Genomic DNA, 17,445 nt, shown 5'->3' on the forward strand with positions numbered 1-17,445 from the left:
CTTCAAGTTACATATCATTACTTGTATGGCCTAATTTCTTTTGTAAAACAAGTAGTTAGCTAATTGAGCTAGCTGCTTTGTTTTTTAACCATTTTTGTAGGAACATAATTTATATGCATAATTTCTGAAGTGAAATCCATACTATATTTAGGTCTTAGGTCTTAGATCTTAACATCTAAAACCCTTATTTCAGCCTTAGACCTAATAAAGAGCCCCTCTCTCTTCCATGGGGCTAAGCAGTTAGCTTTTGCTAGCTGCTCTTTCTTGTATATTCTGATTTTCATTACATATAATGCTTATATACCAGCTAAAAAGGCATTCTATCGCCTAGCCCATGAACAGGTGACACTTCTTGTCCTTTTTTATTCCACTACACTTTTGGTTTTATTTCTTACCCATTAAACATACCTTAATATCGAAAGACGTTTAGCTCAGAGAGTTACCTCCTTATCGAAGGGCACTTGTGTATAGTGCTCTTTTTTTACTGTACAACTTCTCTTTATTCAAATGACTCACATTATTAAAGAAATCCCATATTATATCACGTATTCTTTTACATTAAGAGTTTTGGTCCTAAGAGCACTTATTTAAGTGCTCTTTTTAAATTTAAGTTCCACTTCAATTTGTTCACCATTGTGTAAAATGAACATATACTAACCTGACAAGTCATAGTTTTTGATATAGTGGTGCACAAAAAACTTTGTGCACTATTTTTCATCTACATAACTAAGTTATCAAATAGCGTTTTTATTCGATATCAAAAAATCTATATACATCGAAATTAATAATTGCATTTAAATACTAGTACATAAGCCGTTTCTAGTATTTAAGTACGTCATAGAATACAATATAGGACAAGTTTTCTCATAATTTAGTCCTAATAAAATTGAGAAGGAGGTGAATACCAAATGGCTATCGTACCTCCATTTATAGCTTCTAGAAGATTTACATCCACACTAGGCGCAGGAACAGGGACAGGTGCTGCGTTTGCGGTTGCTGCTACAGCTTGTCTAAATGATGCTGGTGTGGCTGCTACAGCATTTCCAGTTTTTACGTATTACAACTTCTACGTGAATGGTGTACTCCAACCAGGCGGAAGCTCTAGTGTTACTACTGGCGCGGCTGGTGCAATCACAATTCCAGGAGGAGACACATTGGATCCAGGAATCCCTATTACCGTTGAATTTATCGTAACTTAATTCACATCTTTTACTTTTGGACAGATTTCTTAATAAAGAAATCTGTCCTTTTTTTAACTAATAGTAATGAATTGCAAAATAATTGAAGCTCCCTGCACTGGAGCTTCAGGGGCTAACAAAGTTAACTGCCCTGTTACAACCTGGTACGAAGATAGTGGCTGAAGAATTCCGTTTACAAATAAATTAATATAGGAAACATCACTTGGTGACAATATCTGTGTTGTTCCATATTGAGGTAAGCCATCAGCATTTGTATAGACGAGTTTTTGCCCGTCTGAAAAAGTAAAATACAATACATTTGTCGTTTGTATTACTCCAGTTGGACCCGTTACTCCGGTTGGGCCCGTTACTCCGGTTGGACCCGTTATTCCAGTTGGGCCCGTTACTCCGGCTGGACCCGTTATTCCAGTTGGGCCCGTTACTCCGGTTGGGCCCGTTACTCCGGTTGGGCCCGTTATTCCAGTTGGGCCCGTTACTCCGGTTGGGCCCGTTACTCCGGTTGGACCCGTTATTCCAGTTGGGCCCGTTACTCCGGTTGGGCCCGTTACTCCGGTTGGGCCCGTTACTCCGGTTGGGCCCGTTACTCCGGTTGGGCCCGTTACTCCGGTTGGGCCCGTTACTCCGGTTGGGCCCGTTACTCCGGTTGGGCCCGTTACTCCGGTTGGGCCCGTTACTCCGGTTGGACCCGTTGGAAAAATAATGGCCGGGAGTGGCGGAAGAGTCGGCCCTATAGTTACAGGATCTATAAACCTTTGAGTATCAGACATTCTTCTAAATCGGTCCACATCAATACCTCCTTCCCTCTAATATTTATTAGATGATAAATTGTATTAAATGTTAAAAATTAATTTACAAACACGGTTTTCATCATTATTTATCCTATCAAATAACGATTTTGTTCACTTTTATAGCTAGCCATTCCTCATAGTTGTGTTTTTCCTCTAGGACTTTTATAAAGTTAAAGTGTCCATCGAGATAACAAGCATTGATATAACCCCCAAAATATATTTCATTAACTTCGCTTAAAGTAAAATATTCATTTTTTCATTCACCCAAGTTCATAACATATTCTTTTCCTCCGATAAAATAATGATTAGGTGCCCCACGCACATTTTATCCACTGGAAATAACACCATTTACGTACTTAACTATTAGAAACTTCATTTCTGCTACTTCTGCAATAGCAATTTTGTTCACTTTTTCGATACATTTATGAAACATTCATTTGTTATCTTCAGTATGTTCAATCCTTTTTATAAAACCGTGTGAGATATACCAAAACAAGAATCCCTAGAGCCCTAACTCTAGGGATTCTTGTTTTCAAATAAGGATTTTGTTTTCATTTACACACTTGTAATCAGTTAATATATTGCAAACGATGATAGCCCTAAGGCAGATCCACCAAATAATGTTCCGTACAAATTACCTTTTGTACTGTCTACACAACAAAATATAGTTGCATAGACAGAGAATGCTATGAGACTAAACCACCATACAAAGGACAAGACCATTACAGCTGCTATTATCATTAATCTCACTTCCTCCCAAATAACGCTTTTTTTTATTGAAAACCAATTAACTATAATTTGAAAAATCGGAAACATTTACTCAATGTTTTTTCTGAATACTCATGATATTATTTATGTGCTGATGTTCACCATCCCAAGAACTCAGTAATTTCATCCACAGGCTCCACTCTCACCCTTTTGAGAGTGGAGCTTTTATTTATAAGGATTATCCTCAATTAATTTTTATAAAATTCAAATTTGATTAAAGTAACTGTGTTTTTCGTTCTTCCATACGAATTACTTTTCCACTTTGATATACAAATGATTGTTCACCAAATCCACCTTGAGGTGGTTCTATTAGTTGGATTTGACCATTTTTAATAACATATATTCCGTTTATTTTCAAATCTATTTCAGCTGTCATTTCTACAAGATTTTCTTTCCGGATTCCCACCAAGATCACTCCCATATGTTATAATTACTTTGTCGAAGTAAGTTGAGAGTGATCTCAGCTTTTTTTTATTTGTCTATAGATATTGCACAACATTTTCTGGAACAAATGATTGTTCAAGTGACAAATGGAGCCGTATTGGAATCGGCTCTTTGCTATCCCTTGCTCGCTTACACGTTTCTTCTGCTTCTTCCCATACAAATTGTTTATCCTCCGCTCGCTTATAACGCCAAATTCCAATTGTGTAATCTTCAAATAACTCATAACGTTCATCAGGCGCTGTCGTTGGTTTTAATTCATCAATCGCTTTGGCATGACGTGGTATTTGTACAACCACATCTGCATACCGTAATTTTGAATTCAAACGGTGAATATGAGCTTTCTTAAGATCAAATGATACAACTGGTTCCACGTCAAAAATTGTTAATTGCTTTGGCATTGTTCTTTCCCTCCAATACCTGCAAGCTTGCAATTAAGATTCCTTCAAGCTGCGTTAACGTTAGTTGATCTAATGTTTGTCCGTTAATTTCAGCTAATCCTAATCCCAATAATTTACGAATGATTGCTAGTTTTCTACGCTCTACTTCTTGACGTAACAACATGATTAAGCCTCCTGTTGACGATTGAACTTACGCTCTAAATTTACAAACTTACTAAATTCTTTAATAAATGCTAGTTCAACTACACCAACTGGGCCATTTCTCTGTTTCGCTAAAATGATTTCTGTTATGTTTTTATTCTCTGTTTCACGGTTGTAATAATCTTCACGATATAAGAATGCAATCAAGTCCGCATCTTGCTCAATTTGACCATTTTCACGTAGGTCTGAGAGTAACGGCCTTTTATCTTGTCTACTTTCAACAGCACGACTTAACTGCGATAATGCAACCACACATACGTTTAGCTCTCTTGCCATAAGTTTTAGCTTGCGACTAATCTCACCAATCTCTTGCATGCGATTTCCTTTGTGCTTTGGGTCACCTACAATAAGCTGCAAGTAATCAATTGCGACTAGCACTTTTTTGTCTGGGTATTTACGCTTTAGTTTCCTAGTCTTTGCGTAAATTTCTTGCATTGTTACATTGGCTTTATCGTATATTTCTAGTGGTAAATCATTTATCAAGCCCATGGCCTGACTAATCTTTTCCCAATCCTTTAAATTACATAGCTTTTTAGGATTCTTTAATTTCGTAGCATCTATATTTCCAGTACTTGAGATCATACGCTTAAGTAACTGCTCTTCTCCCATCTCTAGCGAAAAGACTCCCGTTGCTGCATGAGCGCTCGCTGCATGGAAAGCAACGTTTAATACAAATGCTGTTTTCCCCATCGAAGGACGGGCACCAATAATAATTAAATCGCCTTCTTGCAATCCCGCGGTCATTCTGTTTAAGTCGTCATAACCAGTTGGTATACCGGTTAAATCTCCTACATCAATTTGCATATTCTTATACAGATCAACTAGGGTTTCCTTTAGATTAAATTCATCTGAATAACCCGTTTCCTCAATGGCGCTTAATTCATCAATTGATGTACTAATAGCACTAATATCTCTTTCATCCTGAAGACGATTATATAAGTTACCAGCAACCTCTTGAGCATGTCGCATCTTCCAAGCTTCAATCACTAAACCTTCATGATACGAGAAGTTTTTAGTTGTTGTTACAACTTCTGTCAGGTTTACAAAGAATTCAATTCCGCCAATCTGATTCATAAAGCTCTCATCGAATTTCCCCATGAGAGCGACAAGGTCTATTGGAACCTCAGCATCCTCTAACTCTCTCATCGCTTTAAAAATCACTTGGTGTGTTGGTAAAGAAAACTGTTTTTCCTTTAGCTGGCAATCTTTAATTAAATCGCCTTCTTGAATAATGCTACCTAAAACACTTTGTTCAGCTTCTGCGTTACGAATCATATCGTTACTCATTGAACCATCCACCCATTTTGTTGATTAAGTGCTGCCAGTTCTTCATCCGTTGGAATGTTTTTCTCCCATGATTGTTGCTGCTGTATTACGTTCTTAGTAGATTCTGATAAGCCTTTCTGTTGATAAGGAGCTTGCGTCGGTTGTTGTGCCTTTGCTAATCGTTGAGTACGAAATGCTTTATCAGCTACTTCAACATCTACTATCGTTTTAAAACCTTTAAGATGCCAATCTCGTAAAATCGTATTTACGTAAGACATGTTTCTCGTATTTTTCTCTAAAGCAATCTCCATAGCTTTTACAACTAGCTCCGCATTTAAATCATCTATCCAAGCGTGAATACCATCTGCGATAAAAGGTGTAATGAATCCGAAGTTCTGCTCGTAAAAAGAAATTGGATTAACCTCAACAACTTCTTCCGCGCCTGCGCGTTCTTCTTGTTGTTGTTCTTTTTCTTCTTCTTTTTCTTTTTCTTCTTCCTTGCTAGGGTCTTGGAAGCCCCTTATAAGTCCCTCCAAACGGACTGATAAATACTCCTTGATACGAGGGATTTTGAAATCTTGTTCACGTTCTAATTGCAAACATGTTTCATAGAAATCAGCTAAAAAATCTTGGTCCTTCACAGATTGAATCTCTTTTAAAACACACTTTTCAATGTTTACATTTTTAATCGGATTGAATTTCAACCAGTTGATTAAGAACAACTCTTTTGTTTTTTGGTTGTAATTAATTTTTCCATACTCAGCAAAACGTTCTAATAACTTCATAACAGTTTCGCGGTTATATCCTGTATCAGTTTCAATGATACGAAGTGGAAGTTCATAGATTCCTGATTGAGACGTCTTACTGTTTGTCATCAAATATAAGTAGAAATACTTCTCCTCCGGTGTAAGATCTAAAACAAATGAATCCTGCCAAAATGAAACGTGTACTGGTCTATAAACTGCCATATTATTCATCCTCCTGTTTACATATCGCAAATCCGTCCTCTACACGTAATAAGCGATAATTCTTGTATCCCGTTTTGAGATATTGGTTTACTAAATAAATTAGGTGTTGCGTTGATGTTGCTCGTTGAAACACTTTAGGATTCAGCAACACTCTATGTAATGACTTGTCTAAAGGCATGCAATACACCCCGTTGTTATACGAATGCTAATTTGATATAATTAATCCTAAGATCTTTTGCAAGACCATTTATCTATCACTCTGCCAAGTGATAGACTTTTTTATTTTCTACGTGTTACCAATGAAGCGTTAACTCCTCTTGCTCTTAAATCTTTAATCACTACACGATAACTCATCGATGCCTCATGTTCCTCTTTTGTATCACGAAGCATTTTAAATTCCCTCATACATCGCTCCAGTTCTTCTTCCCAGCAATTTGATTCTTCAGTTGATTCTGCATTAAACATGTTATGAATACATGCAACCATACAGTTATGAAGTTTATTTGCGAATGAAAAGTCTCCTGGAAGAACTAGATCATGAAGACGATCGTTTTTATATGTCATGAATTACATCTCCTTTCTATTTGAGTTGATGCTGTACGCATCGTTACAACCAGAAAGGAGTTTTGTAGGGGTAAGGGAGGAACATAATCCCTTTCTGGTCATAACGACAAGCACAGTGGCTTGTCCAAATAATGAATAAAATGTTATAATTGCTTTATCAAATTTTTGTTAGAGCTACTGTTGTCTAGGCGGTAGCTTTTTCTTTTGCCCATTTATGTTTTAAAATGAATGATGCTTCGATAATTTTGATTCGAATCCCCACTAACTTTTTCTCTTGCTTTAACTCAACTGACTTTGAATCCTCACCAAGTGTTTTTGCTATTTTAATTTCACCAGTTAGTTTTGCATCATAGCGTATTAGTTCCTTATATTCTCTTAAACTTGGTTTCTTATAATCTACTGTCATTTTTCTTCCTCCTTTACAGCATCTTTGTTAAAGTCATTAAGCTATCCACCGATTGAATAATAACGTTCTCCGCCATAGCCTTTTGCAACCAACTTCTTTGTATTTGTTCCATAATGCCAAAATGAACCTGCTCAAGAGCTTGTACTACACATTGAGTAGCTTGGATTGTATCGAAGATTTCTTTTGCATGAACTGCGTATTCATGTTTCTTTTTTTCATCAAGCTTCCATGACCTTGTTGCAACTTGTAAGTTCATGATTTCCTTTGCTGCCACAATCCCCTCTTCAGCTTGTTTAATGTAGTTCATCAATTGTAGATTTACATCTTGAGTTAAACGTGGATCTGTAGGCGGTAATCCAACACCATAAATATGTTTAATCGCTTGTTGATTCAACTTTGCTCCTGTTGCATGACACCAATCCATCGCAAGCTCAAATTCTGGTTTAGAAAGTCCAGATTCAATACGAGTTAAGCGTTCATGTGTAATGCCAAGGTACTTAGATAGTCCTTTCTTCGTTTTCAGCTGAACATTATCACAACATTCTCTAGCATTCTGTAATAATTCCCCTATTGCTGAATTGCAGTATATGCTTGTTCCCATATCTGTTCGCCTCCATATTTAGTTTTCAAATGGTTATAATGAATTTAGTACATACGTAACTTGTCTATTATTCATGTAAAAAGAGAGGAACTACTCCTCAATGTTTTCTTTCACTTGCATTTCTTTGATGATGGCCCAACCAGCCTTGTAATATGCTTGAAGGAGTTTATCAATATCCTTTTGCGCTTTCGGCTCAGGAGCCACAACATGGACTTTCGTTTTTCCAAATTCATAAGTCGCTGCATATTCTTCTTGTTGGCTCATGGTGTCACCTCTTGAAGTGCTTTTTATATGTTTATGCGAAGGATCTGTTGGTACTGCCATGTTAGTTGATGGCATTTCCTCACCTACTTCCCAGTTAAAAAAGTATAAGATTCTTGTACTTATATACATCAAATTAAATCTTTTACATCACACCTAAGAATAGCAGCCAACCTTATAGCTTTTTCAAGATTTGGATTACTATAACCATTTTCCCAATTACTTATTGTAGATTTTGTAACTTGCATTCTACCTGCAAGATCTTGTTGCGTTAACTTACTTTTTTTCCTGGATCTAATTAACTTGATATTTTTGTTCACTGTCTCGCTCCTTGTATAAGTTATTTGTACTTTTATTATAAGTATAAGATTCTTGTACGTCAATACATTTGTACAATTTTCTTGTACAAAGTTTGATGTTCCATCTATATAATGTACAATATATTTGTACTTTTTATTAACGGGAGGCGCTAAAAATGTTGAAGCAAAGATTAAAAGAAACACGTAAAACACGTAAACTCACTCAACAAGAATTAGCCAATAAAGTAAATACAACTAAAGGCACCATTAGTAACTATGAGAATGGTCATAGCACTCCCTCAAACGAAATGCTAAAAGATTTAGCAAATGTTTTAGGAGTAACAACAGATTATTTATTAGGACGAGAAAATGAATCGAGAGTATCCAATACACTTCCTGATTTAACAAAAAAAGATACTCGTGATATCGCTCGTGACTTGGAAAAAACTCTAGAACAATTAGAAAACAGTGATGAAGCGTTAATGTTTGACGGAGAGCCAATAGACGAACATACAAAAGAAATGATTCGTATTTCTCTGGAGAACTCAATGCGCATGGCAAAACAATTAGCAAAACAAAAATTCACTCCAAACAAGTATAAAAAAGATTGAACGGAGCGAGAAATGGAAATTAAAGAATACGCACTCAAAATCGCAGAAAAACATGAAACAACAAATCCATTTGAAATTGCTAGACGAAAAAATATTATAGTGTTGTTTGAAGACCTTGGGAATACTCTTGGTTTTTACAACACATACAAACGCTTCAAATTCATTCATATTAATAATCAAATCGACGAAACTACTCAACGTTTTGTGTGTGCTCATGAACTTGGACATGCCCTATTACACCCAAAAGCAAATACTCCATTTTTAAGAAATAAAACTCTGTATTCTGTAGATAGGTTAGAGATTGAAGCAAATACATTTGCAGTCGAGCTCTTATTACCTGATGAAATGATTTCTGAATATCAAGATACTAATCTATCAATTCAAGAAGTAGCTGAAATCTATGGGATTCCAGAAAATTTTGCTCGTTTAAAAACCTATTAATATGAATTTAAAATACAACTTTATAAGTTAGGAGTTACATAGATGAAAATATTTTTCTCATTTCTATTTGCAATAGCAATGATAGCCACGTTCATTTTACTAATTACATCATTAGTGTTTCGTTTAAAAAAGAAACCAACCACTAAGAAATACTTTAAGCTTACAGGTATAGCTTTTGTTTTATCTATCATTTCATTAATTGTAGTTAACATGAACATGACACCACAAGAAAAACAAGAAATTCTCGCTAAACAAAAAGCTGAAGAAAAGCTAAAGGCCGAAGAAAAACAAAAAGATAAAGAACAAAAAGAAGCTGAAGAAAAGCTAAAAGCCGAAGAGAAACAAAAAGCTAAAGAGCAAAAAGAAGCTGAAGAAAAGCTGAAAGCCGAAGAGAAACAAAAAGCTAAAGAACAAAAAGAAGCTGAAGAAAAGCTAAAAGCCGAAGAGAAACAAAAAGCTAAAGAGCAAAAAGAAGCTGAAGAAAAGCTGAAAGCCGAAGAGAAACAAAAAGCTAAAGAGCAAAAAGAAGCTGAAGAAAAGCTGAAAGCCGAAGAGAAACAAAAGGCTAAAGAGCAAAAAGAAGCTGAGGATAAACAAAAGGCTGAAGAAAAGAAATTAGCTGAGGAACAAAAAAAAGCTGAAGAAAAACAAAAAGAATTTGCCTCCTATGCCCAAAACATCAGAGGCGGAAATTTTATTAAAGATATGAAGCTTAATAATAATGAAGCTGAAATTGTGTTCCATGATTCCTATCAATCTTATAAATCTGCAAAACCCGATAGCAACGTCACAGAAGAACTTTATAAACAATATTTCTCAACTGGAGATGATATTGAGAAAATGTTTGTAAGTGAACCAGCTAGATTACTAAGACAGTTTCCAGATTTAAATACGGTAAAAATGACTCTTCCATTCGATGGGAAAACATATAACACTAGCTTGGATAGAAATTCTTTGAATTCATATCTTGGATTTAAAATTGAAGATTTAAAAGTTGAAGACAAGTCTTGGGTCAAGAAGTTTAACGATCCATACGTGTATGATAAGACAAAACGTAAGGCATTCTTTAAGAAATTTGTTACTGTTCAATAATTTTTGTCTTAGAGAATCTATCCTTATCCAATATCACTAATATACTCAATAATAAAAGGCTGATATCCTCACGCCTTTTATTTCTACAAATAAAACGAACATACGTTTTATTTTAAACGTGAAAAATATATATTTAATCGTATAATTTTTTATATAATAAATAATACAAAGGAGGTTCTTCCACTATGAAAACTGCAATCTACCTAAGAAAATCTCGTGCCGATCTCGAAGCTGAAGCGCGTGGCGAAGGCGAAACTTTAGCAAAGCACCGCACTACCCTGCTGAAAATTGCCAAGGAAATGAACTTAAATGTTTTATCTGTCCGTGAGGAAATCGTTTCCGGTGAGAGCTTAGTGAAACGTCCTGAGATGTTAGCGCTGCTTGAAGAAATTGAAGATAACAAATATGATGCTGTTCTTTGTATGGATATGGACCGTTTAGGGCGTGGTGGTATGAAAGAGCAAGGAATCATTTTAGAGACGTTTAAACGCTCGAATACGAAGATTATGACGCCTAGGAAGACTTATGACCTTAATGATGAGTGGGATGAAGAATATAGCGAATTTGAAGCATTTATGGCACGTAAAGAATTAAAGATTATTACGCGTCGTATGCAACGCGGCCGTATAGCAAGCGTGGAGGCTGGTAATTACCTTGGTACCCATGCGCCTTATGGTTATGATATCCACCGTTTAAATAAGCGAGAGCGTACGTTAACGATTAACTCAGAAGAAGCTTCTGTCGTAAGAATGATATTTGATTGGTATGCAAACGACGATATGGGCGCTAGCGCAATCAGAAACAAGTTAAATGAACTTGGCTACAAAAGTAAGTTAGGTAATGAATGGAACCCTTATAGCATCTTGGATATATTAAAGAACAATGTATACATAGGAAAAATAACGTGGCAAAAACGAAAAGAAGTAAAACGTCCTGATGCTGTGAAACGTAGCTGTGCAAGACAAAATAAATCAGATTGGATTATTGCTGATGGAAAACATGAACCTATCATACCCGAATGCTTGTTTGAGCAAGTGCAAGAAAAATTAAACTCAAGGTATCACATTCCATACAATACGAACGGGATAAAGAATCCATTGGCTGGTATTATTAAATGCGCTAAATGTGGTTACAGTATGGTCCAACGTTATCCAAAGAACCGAAAAGAAACTATGGATTGTAAACACCGGGGCTGTGAAAACAAATCAAGCTATACTGAATTAATCGAGAAGCGTTTACTCGAGGCCTTAAAAGAATGGTACATCAATTATAAAGCTGATTTTGAAAAATATAAGCAAGATGACAAATTAAAAGAAACACAAGTTATTCAAATGAATGAAGCTGCATTACGCAAGCTTGAAAAAGAATTAGTGGATGTCCAGAAACAAAAAAATAATTTACATGATTTATTAGAACGTGGCGTTTACACAGTCGATATATTTTTAGAACGCTCCAATGTAGTTTCTGATCGTATTACTGAAATTACTTCCACGATGGAAAACCTAAAGAAAGAAATTAAAACAGAAATTAAGAAAGAAAAAGTGAAGAAAGATACAATACCTCAAGTAGAGCATGTTCTTGATCTGTACTTTAAAACAGATGATCCCAAAAAGAAAAACAGCCTCCTAAAGTCGGTTTTAGAAAAGGCTGTTTATAAAAAGGAAAAGTGGCAAAGACTCGATGATTTCGAACTTGTGCTTTACCCTAAGCTCCCTCAAGATGGCGACATATAAGCATTTATGACTTAACCCATAAAGTTGCATACCAATAACTTATAACTTTACATAACAAAAAGGTGATGCTTTGAAATGAAGTTATGAAAGGGTTTATTTTCCCTCACAGATAAGAGAAAAACAATGTATTTTTGATGTAGGTGGGATATATTTAGTAATAGGCTAATTAAAGCTATTTTGATGAATCGTCGAATTAATAGGAGGAGAATTAAATGGAAATCAACTTACCACATGCTGAATTAACTGACTTGCCACGCCTAAACATATCTCTAAATGAAATTACAAATATAAATCTTTTCGATAATAATTTCACAAAAATCCCAAAAGAGATCTATAAAATGAAGAATCTAGAGGTACTAAATATTTCCGCTAATGAGATTGGGGAAATTCCTGCTAGTATAAAAAATTTAAAAGAACTTAAAATGATGGACTTAGGGCACAACCAGATTGAAACAGTTCCATCAGAAATAGAATACCTTGTAAATCTAGAGGATTATTTATATCTTCACAATAATAAACTTGAAACAGTTCCATCAGAAATTAGGAACCTTGAAAAATTAAAATATTTAAATCTGAGTGATAATAAATTGAAGGAATTACCAAAAGAACTTGGTAACTTAACTAACCTGCTAGAATTACGCTTAATGAATAACCAACTTAATAAGATACCTGAGAGTTTTAGCATGTTAACCAATATTAAAGAACTTCACCTGAAAAATAATCAATTTAGTACTTTACCGGAAGTTTTTGGGGATTTAGCATTATTAAGAGTGTTGGATATGGAAGATAATAATTTAAAACAAATTCCTAATTCACTCAAAGAATGTAAGAAATTACGACGTCTGAACCTGAGAAATAATCAATTGACTACATTGCCAAATGAAATAGGAAAACTAGAAAATTTATTAGAATTAGATTTAAGAAGTAATAAATTGAGGGAATTACCAGATTCATTAATGGAAATGGACGGATTAGAACGTTTAGATTTAAGATGGAATCATGATTTAAGAATACCTGGTTGGCTAAGGGCGTTAGAAGAAAAAGGTTGTATTGTTTATTTGTAGACTAATTTTCCTTAATGTACTCATGCGTTAGTTAAAGATAGAAAGAAGCATAAACCTGCATTTTATACAAAGTTATGCTTCCTTCCATAGCGCTCACGTTTTGTCGTTACCTTGTTGGTGTAATTAGGTTCACCCCATTAAGCCCTAAAGCATCATTCGTCGAAACAGCTAACACAACAGGCTTTCCATTTCTTAGCGTCGCTTTTGCTGCCATTAGTACTGGAGAGTCTGTCATTGCATTTGCAAATTTACTCATAGAATTTCCTGTTAGTGGTGCAATCACCATGCAGTCTAGTGGAATTTTAGGTCCTAGTGGTTCTGCGCCAACAATTGAATTAATTGCCTTAAAACCTGTTATTTCTTCAATCTTTTTAATCCACTCTTCTCCTTCTCCAAATCTAGTATTTGTTGATTGAACAGTGTAAGAAACAACGGGACGTACTTCTGCTCCCTCAGCAATTAATTTTTCTAAATGAGGCATCACTTCCTCATACGTACAATGTGAACCTGTAAAACCAAATCCTATTCTTTTCCCTTTTAAATTCATTCCCCATTCTCCTTTCTTGCTATTGCACCTTCTGCTAGTAACTGAGAAAGAACGTTCGCTAAAATTTGTCCGGCTGTTTTCGGAGCAACAATACCCGGCAAACCAGGTGCTAACAACGCCTTGACTCCTCTTTTTTCCGCATATCTAAAGTCGGTACCGCCTGGTTTAGAAGCTAAATCAATTACTAACGTATGAGCTGGCATTTTTGAAATAACATTCGCTGTCACAACGAGATGCGGAATTGTGTTAATCACAATATCGATATTACCTACTTCTTTTTCTATGTCTTGCATATGAAAAGGAGAAAACATCATTTCTGTAATACGAGCAATATGTTCCGATCGTCTCGCTCCTACTTTGACATGTGCTCCTAATGATTGAAAGGCTCTTGCTACACTCATACCAGTTCTACCAAACCCTAAAACCATTACATTCGATCCATGAATTGTATAATCAGTATGTTGAATAACCATCATTAGTGTACCTTCTACAGTCGGAATAGAGTTATAAATTGCAACATCATCACGATCAAATAATTTTACAAGTTTTCGATTCGTAGTAGATACAAGATTCTCCAAATAAGGTGTTCCGATACCTGAATATATAGTAAAGTGTTCTGGTGTCTTTTCAATTTGCTCTTGCGTTATAGAAACTTTTTCATTTGAAAAAATAGTATCTACTTCTCCTTTGGCATTCGTCCCTGCAACTGGCAAAATAATGGCATCTAAAGCAGCGAAATTTAAATCCTGTATACTTTCTTTTGCTGCCCCAGTGAAGCCATGATCTAGCTGTTCAAACCCTATTAATGAAAGTTTCGCATCTAGTTCAACTAACTTGCGAATTACTTCTAGCTGCCGTGCATCTCCTCCTATGACAGCGATATGCATCTCAGTCAACATTCCCTAATTCACCTTCTTTTTCTTTCATTTATAAGAAAAATGCCTACTTTTTCTTTTTCCTCCACATCATATGTAATGTACGAGTTTGAGGTGATTGAAAAACAAAAAGCACACATGATTTATCTTCTTTATATAAAGATAAAAAAAAGACAACCAAAATGGTCATCTTTCACTCTGATTTTGAATGGTTTGTAAAATCACAAAGTATCATATCATGTCCCACTTTCTTAATTTGGTTCCATTCGACCCTCACTTCTTGCTGTTCTCTTTTAAAACCTCCCCACTTCCCAGCAGGTATAATAAGAGCTTGTATTCGTCCATCTCGTTCATTAATTTCTAAATCTGCGTGTCCTAAAACTCCCATTCTTTCCGCTCTTTCTAAATCCACAATCTCTTTACCACTTAATTCACTTAAACGCATGAAATCTCCCCCTTATCTTTTTTATCAAAGCCTTCCTATAATAAGTACCTATTCTGCATATATAAAAAAAATAACCATATCTCCTTTAAAAGAGATACGGTTATTTCTGAAAACAAATGAATCACAACACCAATTAAAGTTTCATTCCTTTTGGTAGTTTTCCATCCGGACTAATAAGTGCTGCAGAGAATTCATCTGTAAACATGTTACGAATTAATTCGTCTACATTTTGTTTTGTTACAGTGTTTACACTTTCAATAATCTCATCAAGAGAACGATGTTTACGAAGAAGTAGTTCGTTTTTACCGTTACGGCTCATACGACTATTCGTACTTTCTAAACTTAACATTAAGTTTCCTTTTAATTGTTCTTTACTATTAACAAGCTCTTTTTCTGTAATACCTGTATTTTTCAACGTATTTAACGTCTCTTGCATTGTTTCATACAGTGTATCTAATTGTTGGCTACCTGTTCCACCGTAAAGCGTTAACATCCCTGTATCTTCATAAGAAGAGTGATAAGAGAATACTGAGTACGCCAATCCACGTTGCTCACGTACTTCTTGGAATAAACGGCTACTCATACTACCGCCTAAAACATTATTTAATACAATTAAGTTATAAATATCTTCGTGTCCCATTTGCAAGCCTTTATATCCTAAACATAAATGAGCTTGTTCTGTTTCCTTCTTACGTGCTACTTTATTGAAATGGAAAATTGGGCTATGTACTTGTTCACGATTTGTTGTACCTTCGTAATTACCGAAATATTGCTCTACAATTTGTAAAAATGATTCATCAATATTACCTGCAATTGATACAACTACATTTTCAGGTGTGTAATGATCTTTTATATATTGACGTAACGTATCACCTGTAAATGTTTCAAGTGTTTCTTCTGTTCCTAAAATAGGATATCCAAGCGGATGCGTTTCATATGTCGCTTTCGTTAACATATCATGCACAATATCATCTGGCGCATCTTCGTACATTTTTATTTCTTCACATACAACATTCTTCTCTTTTTTCAGTTCTTCCTCATCAAATGTTGAATTAAAGAACATATCTGCTAAAACGTCTAACGCGTATTTAGCGTGCTCATCTAACACCTTTGCATAGTAACATGTATATTCTTTTGAAGTAAAAGCATTTACTTGTCCGCCAATGCTATCAAATGATTCTGCAATTTCTCGCGCGCTACGTGTTTCTGTCCCTTTAAAGAACATGTGCTCTAAAAAGTGCGAAACCCCATTGTTTTTTTCATTTTCATTTCTTGAACCTGCATGGATCCATATACCAATCGCAACTGAGCGTACAGTTGGAATATTCTCCATAACAATTCTTACACCATTTTTACACGTATATTTTTTAATCAAAAACTTTCCTCCTAATGCCAGTTTCTCTAAATAATTGCTATTATTTAATGATAACAAGTTTAAGGATGAATGTCATGCAAATGTATTTAATCTACACGTTTTTCATCCAGTAATTCTGTTATATTCCCCACTTTATATCCTTGTTCCTTCAAATTTTTAATCATAGTTTCTAATGCTTCAGTTGTAGATGAAGTAGGATGCATCAGCACGATAGCACCTGGATGTATTTTCCGCATTACTCTCTGCAATAGTACGCCTGGTTCTGGTCGCTTCCAATCAATTGTATCTACCGTCCACATAATCGTACCCATTTGAAAATCATCTGCTATCTTTACTACCTCATCCCGAAAACTTCCACTTGGAGGAGCAAACCATCTCACCTTTTGATTCGTAGCTACTTCTATCATTTGATTCGTTTTTTGCAATTGCTCTCGTATTTCCTCCGAAGATAACGTTTTCATATTCGGGTGTGTGTAAGAATGATTTCCTACTTCTTGATTCGCATCTACAATCATTTTTGCAAACCTCAAATTTTCTTTCACCCAACGTCCTTCTAAAAAGAAAGTCGCCTTCACATCATGTTTTTTCAATATCTCTAATATACGAGGCAAATACTCATTGCCCCATGCCACATTAATTGTTAATCCCACCATTTTTTTATTTGGGTGCCCTCGATAAATGGGAGCTGGTGGTAAATCTTTTAGATGGACACTCGGTGATACTTCCTTGAATTTAAGTTGTTGTTGATCAAACTTCTTGAGCGTCTTCATATTATTGTAGGATGCTTCTACATCCACTTGTCTTCCATTATATCCTGGTGTCGCTTTCCAAATCTTATCAATCACCGCATTTTGCGGGACAACCTCATACTGTTTTGCATGTTTTTGAATTTCTTCATACAAACTATCTTGAGCAAAAACGGAATAAGAGCCTAAACCAACATATAAAGAAAATATTAATATGTATGCAAATATACGAACTTTCATATAAACCCTCCCATTAACTATATAAAAAGAAAACCATTTTCTTCTTATCTTTGTTAATTTGAGCGTTATGATGAAAACTATACCTATACTGACATAAAAATATATGCAAATCA

At 35.3% G+C, this 17,445-nt stretch carries 22 protein-coding genes and 1 pseudogene; 6 read left to right on the plus strand and 17 right to left on the minus strand.

The features are described 5' to 3' along the window. Nucleotides 1–908 precede the first annotated feature (908 nt). A complete protein-coding gene (locus LUS72_RS18725) occupies nucleotides 909–1,199 on the plus strand; it encodes a DUF4183 domain-containing protein (protein WP_264447862.1) in 291 nt (96 codons plus the stop codon). A gap of 53 nt (nucleotides 1,200–1,252) precedes the next feature. On the opposite strand, the gene LUS72_RS18730 is transcribed toward LUS72_RS18725, so the two are convergent. The 12 genes from LUS72_RS18730 to LUS72_RS18785 form a co-directional block, all read right to left on the minus strand. Next, nucleotides 1,253–1,984, minus strand: coding sequence for a DUF4183 domain-containing protein (locus tag LUS72_RS18730; protein ID WP_420720165.1), 732 nt, complete (start codon nucleotides 1,982–1,984; stop codon nucleotides 1,253–1,255). Nucleotides 1,985–2,560: 576 nt separating this feature from the next. Further along, nucleotides 2,561–2,728 (minus strand): hypothetical protein, encoded by a 168-nt coding sequence (locus LUS72_RS18735; protein ID WP_264447864.1) that lies wholly within the window; start codon nucleotides 2,726–2,728, stop codon nucleotides 2,561–2,563. Nucleotides 2,729–2,969: 241 nt separating this feature from the next. After that, the gene (locus LUS72_RS18740; protein WP_264447866.1) at nucleotides 2,970–3,161 is read right to left on the minus strand and encodes a DUF3954 domain-containing protein; all 192 of its coding nucleotides are present in this window, start codon (nucleotides 3,159–3,161) and stop codon (nucleotides 2,970–2,972) included. 73 nt (nucleotides 3,162–3,234) lie between these two features. Next, nucleotides 3,235–3,597 carry a cell division protein SepF gene (locus tag LUS72_RS18745; RefSeq protein ID WP_264447868.1) on the minus strand — a complete coding sequence of 121 codons (363 nt, stop codon included), beginning with the start codon at nucleotides 3,595–3,597 and terminating at the stop codon, nucleotides 3,235–3,237. Next, on the minus strand, nucleotides 3,572–3,760 hold the full coding sequence (locus LUS72_RS18750; RefSeq protein WP_016109007.1) for a hypothetical protein: 189 nt from the start codon (nucleotides 3,758–3,760) through the stop codon (nucleotides 3,572–3,574). The genes LUS72_RS18745 and LUS72_RS18750 overlap by 26 nt, the downstream gene beginning before the upstream one ends. 2 nt (nucleotides 3,761–3,762) lie before the next feature. Further along, the gene (gene dnaB / locus LUS72_RS18755; RefSeq protein ID WP_264447871.1) at nucleotides 3,763–5,085 is read right to left on the minus strand and encodes a replicative DNA helicase; all 1,323 of its coding nucleotides are present in this window, start codon (nucleotides 5,083–5,085) and stop codon (nucleotides 3,763–3,765) included. Then, on the minus strand, nucleotides 5,082–6,032 hold the full coding sequence (locus LUS72_RS18760; protein ID WP_264447873.1) for a DnaD domain-containing protein: 951 nt from the start codon (nucleotides 6,030–6,032) through the stop codon (nucleotides 5,082–5,084). The genes dnaB and LUS72_RS18760 overlap by 4 nt, the downstream gene beginning before the upstream one ends. A gap of 279 nt (nucleotides 6,033–6,311) precedes the next feature. Then, nucleotides 6,312–6,596 carry a hypothetical protein gene (locus tag LUS72_RS18765; protein ID WP_264447875.1) on the minus strand — a complete coding sequence of 95 codons (285 nt, stop codon included), beginning with the start codon at nucleotides 6,594–6,596 and terminating at the stop codon, nucleotides 6,312–6,314. A gap of 184 nt (nucleotides 6,597–6,780) precedes the next feature. Further along, the gene (locus LUS72_RS18770) at nucleotides 6,781–7,002 is read right to left on the minus strand and encodes a hypothetical protein (protein WP_016092216.1); all 222 of its coding nucleotides are present in this window, start codon (nucleotides 7,000–7,002) and stop codon (nucleotides 6,781–6,783) included. A gap of 13 nt (nucleotides 7,003–7,015) precedes the next feature. Further along, nucleotides 7,016–7,603 (minus strand): sporulation sigma factor-processing peptidase, encoded by a 588-nt coding sequence (locus tag LUS72_RS18775; RefSeq protein ID WP_201052831.1) that lies wholly within the window; start codon nucleotides 7,601–7,603, stop codon nucleotides 7,016–7,018. A gap of 90 nt (nucleotides 7,604–7,693) precedes the next feature. Continuing rightward, nucleotides 7,694–7,942, minus strand: a complete 249-nt coding sequence (locus LUS72_RS18780) for a hypothetical protein (RefSeq protein WP_264447880.1) — start codon at nucleotides 7,940–7,942, stop codon at nucleotides 7,694–7,696. Nucleotides 7,943–7,995: 53 nt separating this feature from the next. Continuing rightward, nucleotides 7,996–8,184: a helix-turn-helix transcriptional regulator gene (locus LUS72_RS18785; RefSeq protein WP_264447882.1), complete on the minus strand. Its 189-nt coding sequence runs from the start codon at nucleotides 8,182–8,184 to the stop codon at nucleotides 7,996–7,998. Nucleotides 8,185–8,339: 155 nt separating this feature from the next. Here LUS72_RS18785 and LUS72_RS18790 point away from each other — a divergent pair, with 155 nt between their 5' ends. The 5 genes from LUS72_RS18790 to LUS72_RS18810 all read left to right on the plus strand — a co-directional run bounded on the left by LUS72_RS18790 (nucleotide 8,340) and on the right by LUS72_RS18810 (nucleotide 13,104). Further along, entirely contained in the window at nucleotides 8,340–8,774 is a 435-nt protein-coding gene (locus tag LUS72_RS18790; RefSeq protein ID WP_264447884.1) for a helix-turn-helix domain-containing protein, read from the plus strand. Nucleotides 8,775–8,786: 12 nt separating this feature from the next. Next, entirely contained in the window at nucleotides 8,787–9,215 is a 429-nt protein-coding gene (locus tag LUS72_RS18795) for an ImmA/IrrE family metallo-endopeptidase (RefSeq protein ID WP_016092220.1), read from the plus strand. 42 nt (nucleotides 9,216–9,257) lie between these two features. Beyond that, complete coding sequence (locus tag LUS72_RS18800) at nucleotides 9,258–10,307, plus strand: hypothetical protein (protein ID WP_264447887.1); 1,050 nt, start codon at nucleotides 9,258–9,260, stop codon at nucleotides 10,305–10,307. Nucleotides 10,308–10,492: 185 nt separating this feature from the next. Further along, nucleotides 10,493–12,040 carry a recombinase family protein gene (locus LUS72_RS18805; protein WP_264447889.1) on the plus strand — a complete coding sequence of 516 codons (1,548 nt, stop codon included), beginning with the start codon at nucleotides 10,493–10,495 and terminating at the stop codon, nucleotides 12,038–12,040. Between the two features lie 212 nt (nucleotides 12,041–12,252). After that, entirely contained in the window at nucleotides 12,253–13,104 is an 852-nt protein-coding gene (locus LUS72_RS18810) for a leucine-rich repeat domain-containing protein (RefSeq protein WP_264447891.1), read from the plus strand. Nucleotides 13,105–13,225: 121 nt separating this feature from the next. Here the strand turns inward: LUS72_RS18810 and dpaB are convergent. From dpaB to LUS72_RS18835, 5 genes and pseudogenes are all read right to left on the minus strand, one after another. Next, nucleotides 13,226–13,651: pseudogene (gene dpaB, locus LUS72_RS18815) on the minus strand (dipicolinate synthase subunit B); the annotation flags it as partial. After that, nucleotides 13,648–14,550, minus strand: coding sequence for a dipicolinic acid synthetase subunit A (gene dpaA / locus LUS72_RS18820; protein WP_016130177.1), 903 nt, complete (start codon nucleotides 14,548–14,550; stop codon nucleotides 13,648–13,650). The gene dpaA and the pseudogene dpaB, both read right to left, overlap by 4 nt. A 169-nt stretch (nucleotides 14,551–14,719) precedes the next feature. Beyond that, nucleotides 14,720–14,971, minus strand: a complete 252-nt coding sequence (locus LUS72_RS18825; RefSeq protein WP_098361638.1) for a YlmC/YmxH family sporulation protein — start codon at nucleotides 14,969–14,971, stop codon at nucleotides 14,720–14,722. Nucleotides 14,972–15,104: 133 nt separating this feature from the next. After that, nucleotides 15,105–16,346 carry a M16 family metallopeptidase gene (locus tag LUS72_RS18830; protein ID WP_071746773.1) on the minus strand — a complete coding sequence of 414 codons (1,242 nt, stop codon included), beginning with the start codon at nucleotides 16,344–16,346 and terminating at the stop codon, nucleotides 15,105–15,107. 86 nt (nucleotides 16,347–16,432) lie between these two features. Then, nucleotides 16,433–17,332, minus strand: coding sequence for a polysaccharide deacetylase family protein (locus LUS72_RS18835; protein WP_000868213.1), 900 nt, complete (start codon nucleotides 17,330–17,332; stop codon nucleotides 16,433–16,435). Between the last annotated feature and the right edge of the window lie 113 nt (nucleotides 17,333–17,445).

Source organism: Bacillus cereus (assembly GCF_025917685.1).
GTDB lineage: Bacteria > Bacillota > Bacilli > Bacillales > Bacillaceae_G > Bacillus_A > Bacillus_A cereus_AT.

Coding starts and splice junctions, on each gene's coding strand:
- LUS72_RS18760 (WP_264447873.1), bottom strand. CDS start 6,032: ATGGCAGTTTATAGACCAGTACACGTTTCATTTTGGCAGGATTCATTT.
- dpaA (WP_016130177.1), bottom strand. CDS start 14,550: ATGTTGACTGAGATGCATATCGCTGTCATAGGAGGAGATGCACGGCAG.
- LUS72_RS18765 (WP_264447875.1), bottom strand. CDS start 6,596: ATGACATATAAAAACGATCGTCTTCATGATCTAGTTCTTCCAGGAGAC.
- LUS72_RS18835 (WP_000868213.1), bottom strand. CDS start 17,332: ATGAAAGTTCGTATATTTGCATACATATTAATATTTTCTTTATATGTT.
- LUS72_RS18790 (WP_264447884.1), top strand. CDS start 8,340: ATGTTGAAGCAAAGATTAAAAGAAACACGTAAAACACGTAAACTCACT.
- LUS72_RS18795 (WP_016092220.1), top strand. CDS start 8,787: ATGGAAATTAAAGAATACGCACTCAAAATCGCAGAAAAACATGAAACA.
- dnaB (WP_264447871.1), bottom strand. CDS start 5,085: ATGAGTAACGATATGATTCGTAACGCAGAAGCTGAACAAAGTGTTTTA.
- LUS72_RS18735 (WP_264447864.1), bottom strand. CDS start 2,728: ATGATAATAGCAGCTGTAATGGTCTTGTCCTTTGTATGGTGGTTTAGT.
- LUS72_RS18750 (WP_016109007.1), bottom strand. CDS start 3,760: ATGTTGTTACGTCAAGAAGTAGAGCGTAGAAAACTAGCAATCATTCGT.
- LUS72_RS18775 (WP_201052831.1), bottom strand. CDS start 7,603: ATGGGAACAAGCATATACTGCAATTCAGCAATAGGGGAATTATTACAG.
- LUS72_RS18780 (WP_264447880.1), bottom strand. CDS start 7,942: ATGCCATCAACTAACATGGCAGTACCAACAGATCCTTCGCATAAACAT.
- LUS72_RS18725 (WP_264447862.1), top strand. CDS start 909: ATGGCTATCGTACCTCCATTTATAGCTTCTAGAAGATTTACATCCACA.
- LUS72_RS18805 (WP_264447889.1), top strand. CDS start 10,493: ATGAAAACTGCAATCTACCTAAGAAAATCTCGTGCCGATCTCGAAGCT.
- LUS72_RS18800 (WP_264447887.1), top strand. CDS start 9,258: ATGAAAATATTTTTCTCATTTCTATTTGCAATAGCAATGATAGCCACG.
- LUS72_RS18770 (WP_016092216.1), bottom strand. CDS start 7,002: ATGACAGTAGATTATAAGAAACCAAGTTTAAGAGAATATAAGGAACTA.
- LUS72_RS18810 (WP_264447891.1), top strand. CDS start 12,253: ATGGAAATCAACTTACCACATGCTGAATTAACTGACTTGCCACGCCTA.
- LUS72_RS18825 (WP_098361638.1), bottom strand. CDS start 14,971: ATGCGTTTAAGTGAATTAAGTGGTAAAGAGATTGTGGATTTAGAAAGA.
- LUS72_RS18745 (WP_264447868.1), bottom strand. CDS start 3,597: ATGCCAAAGCAATTAACAATTTTTGACGTGGAACCAGTTGTATCATTT.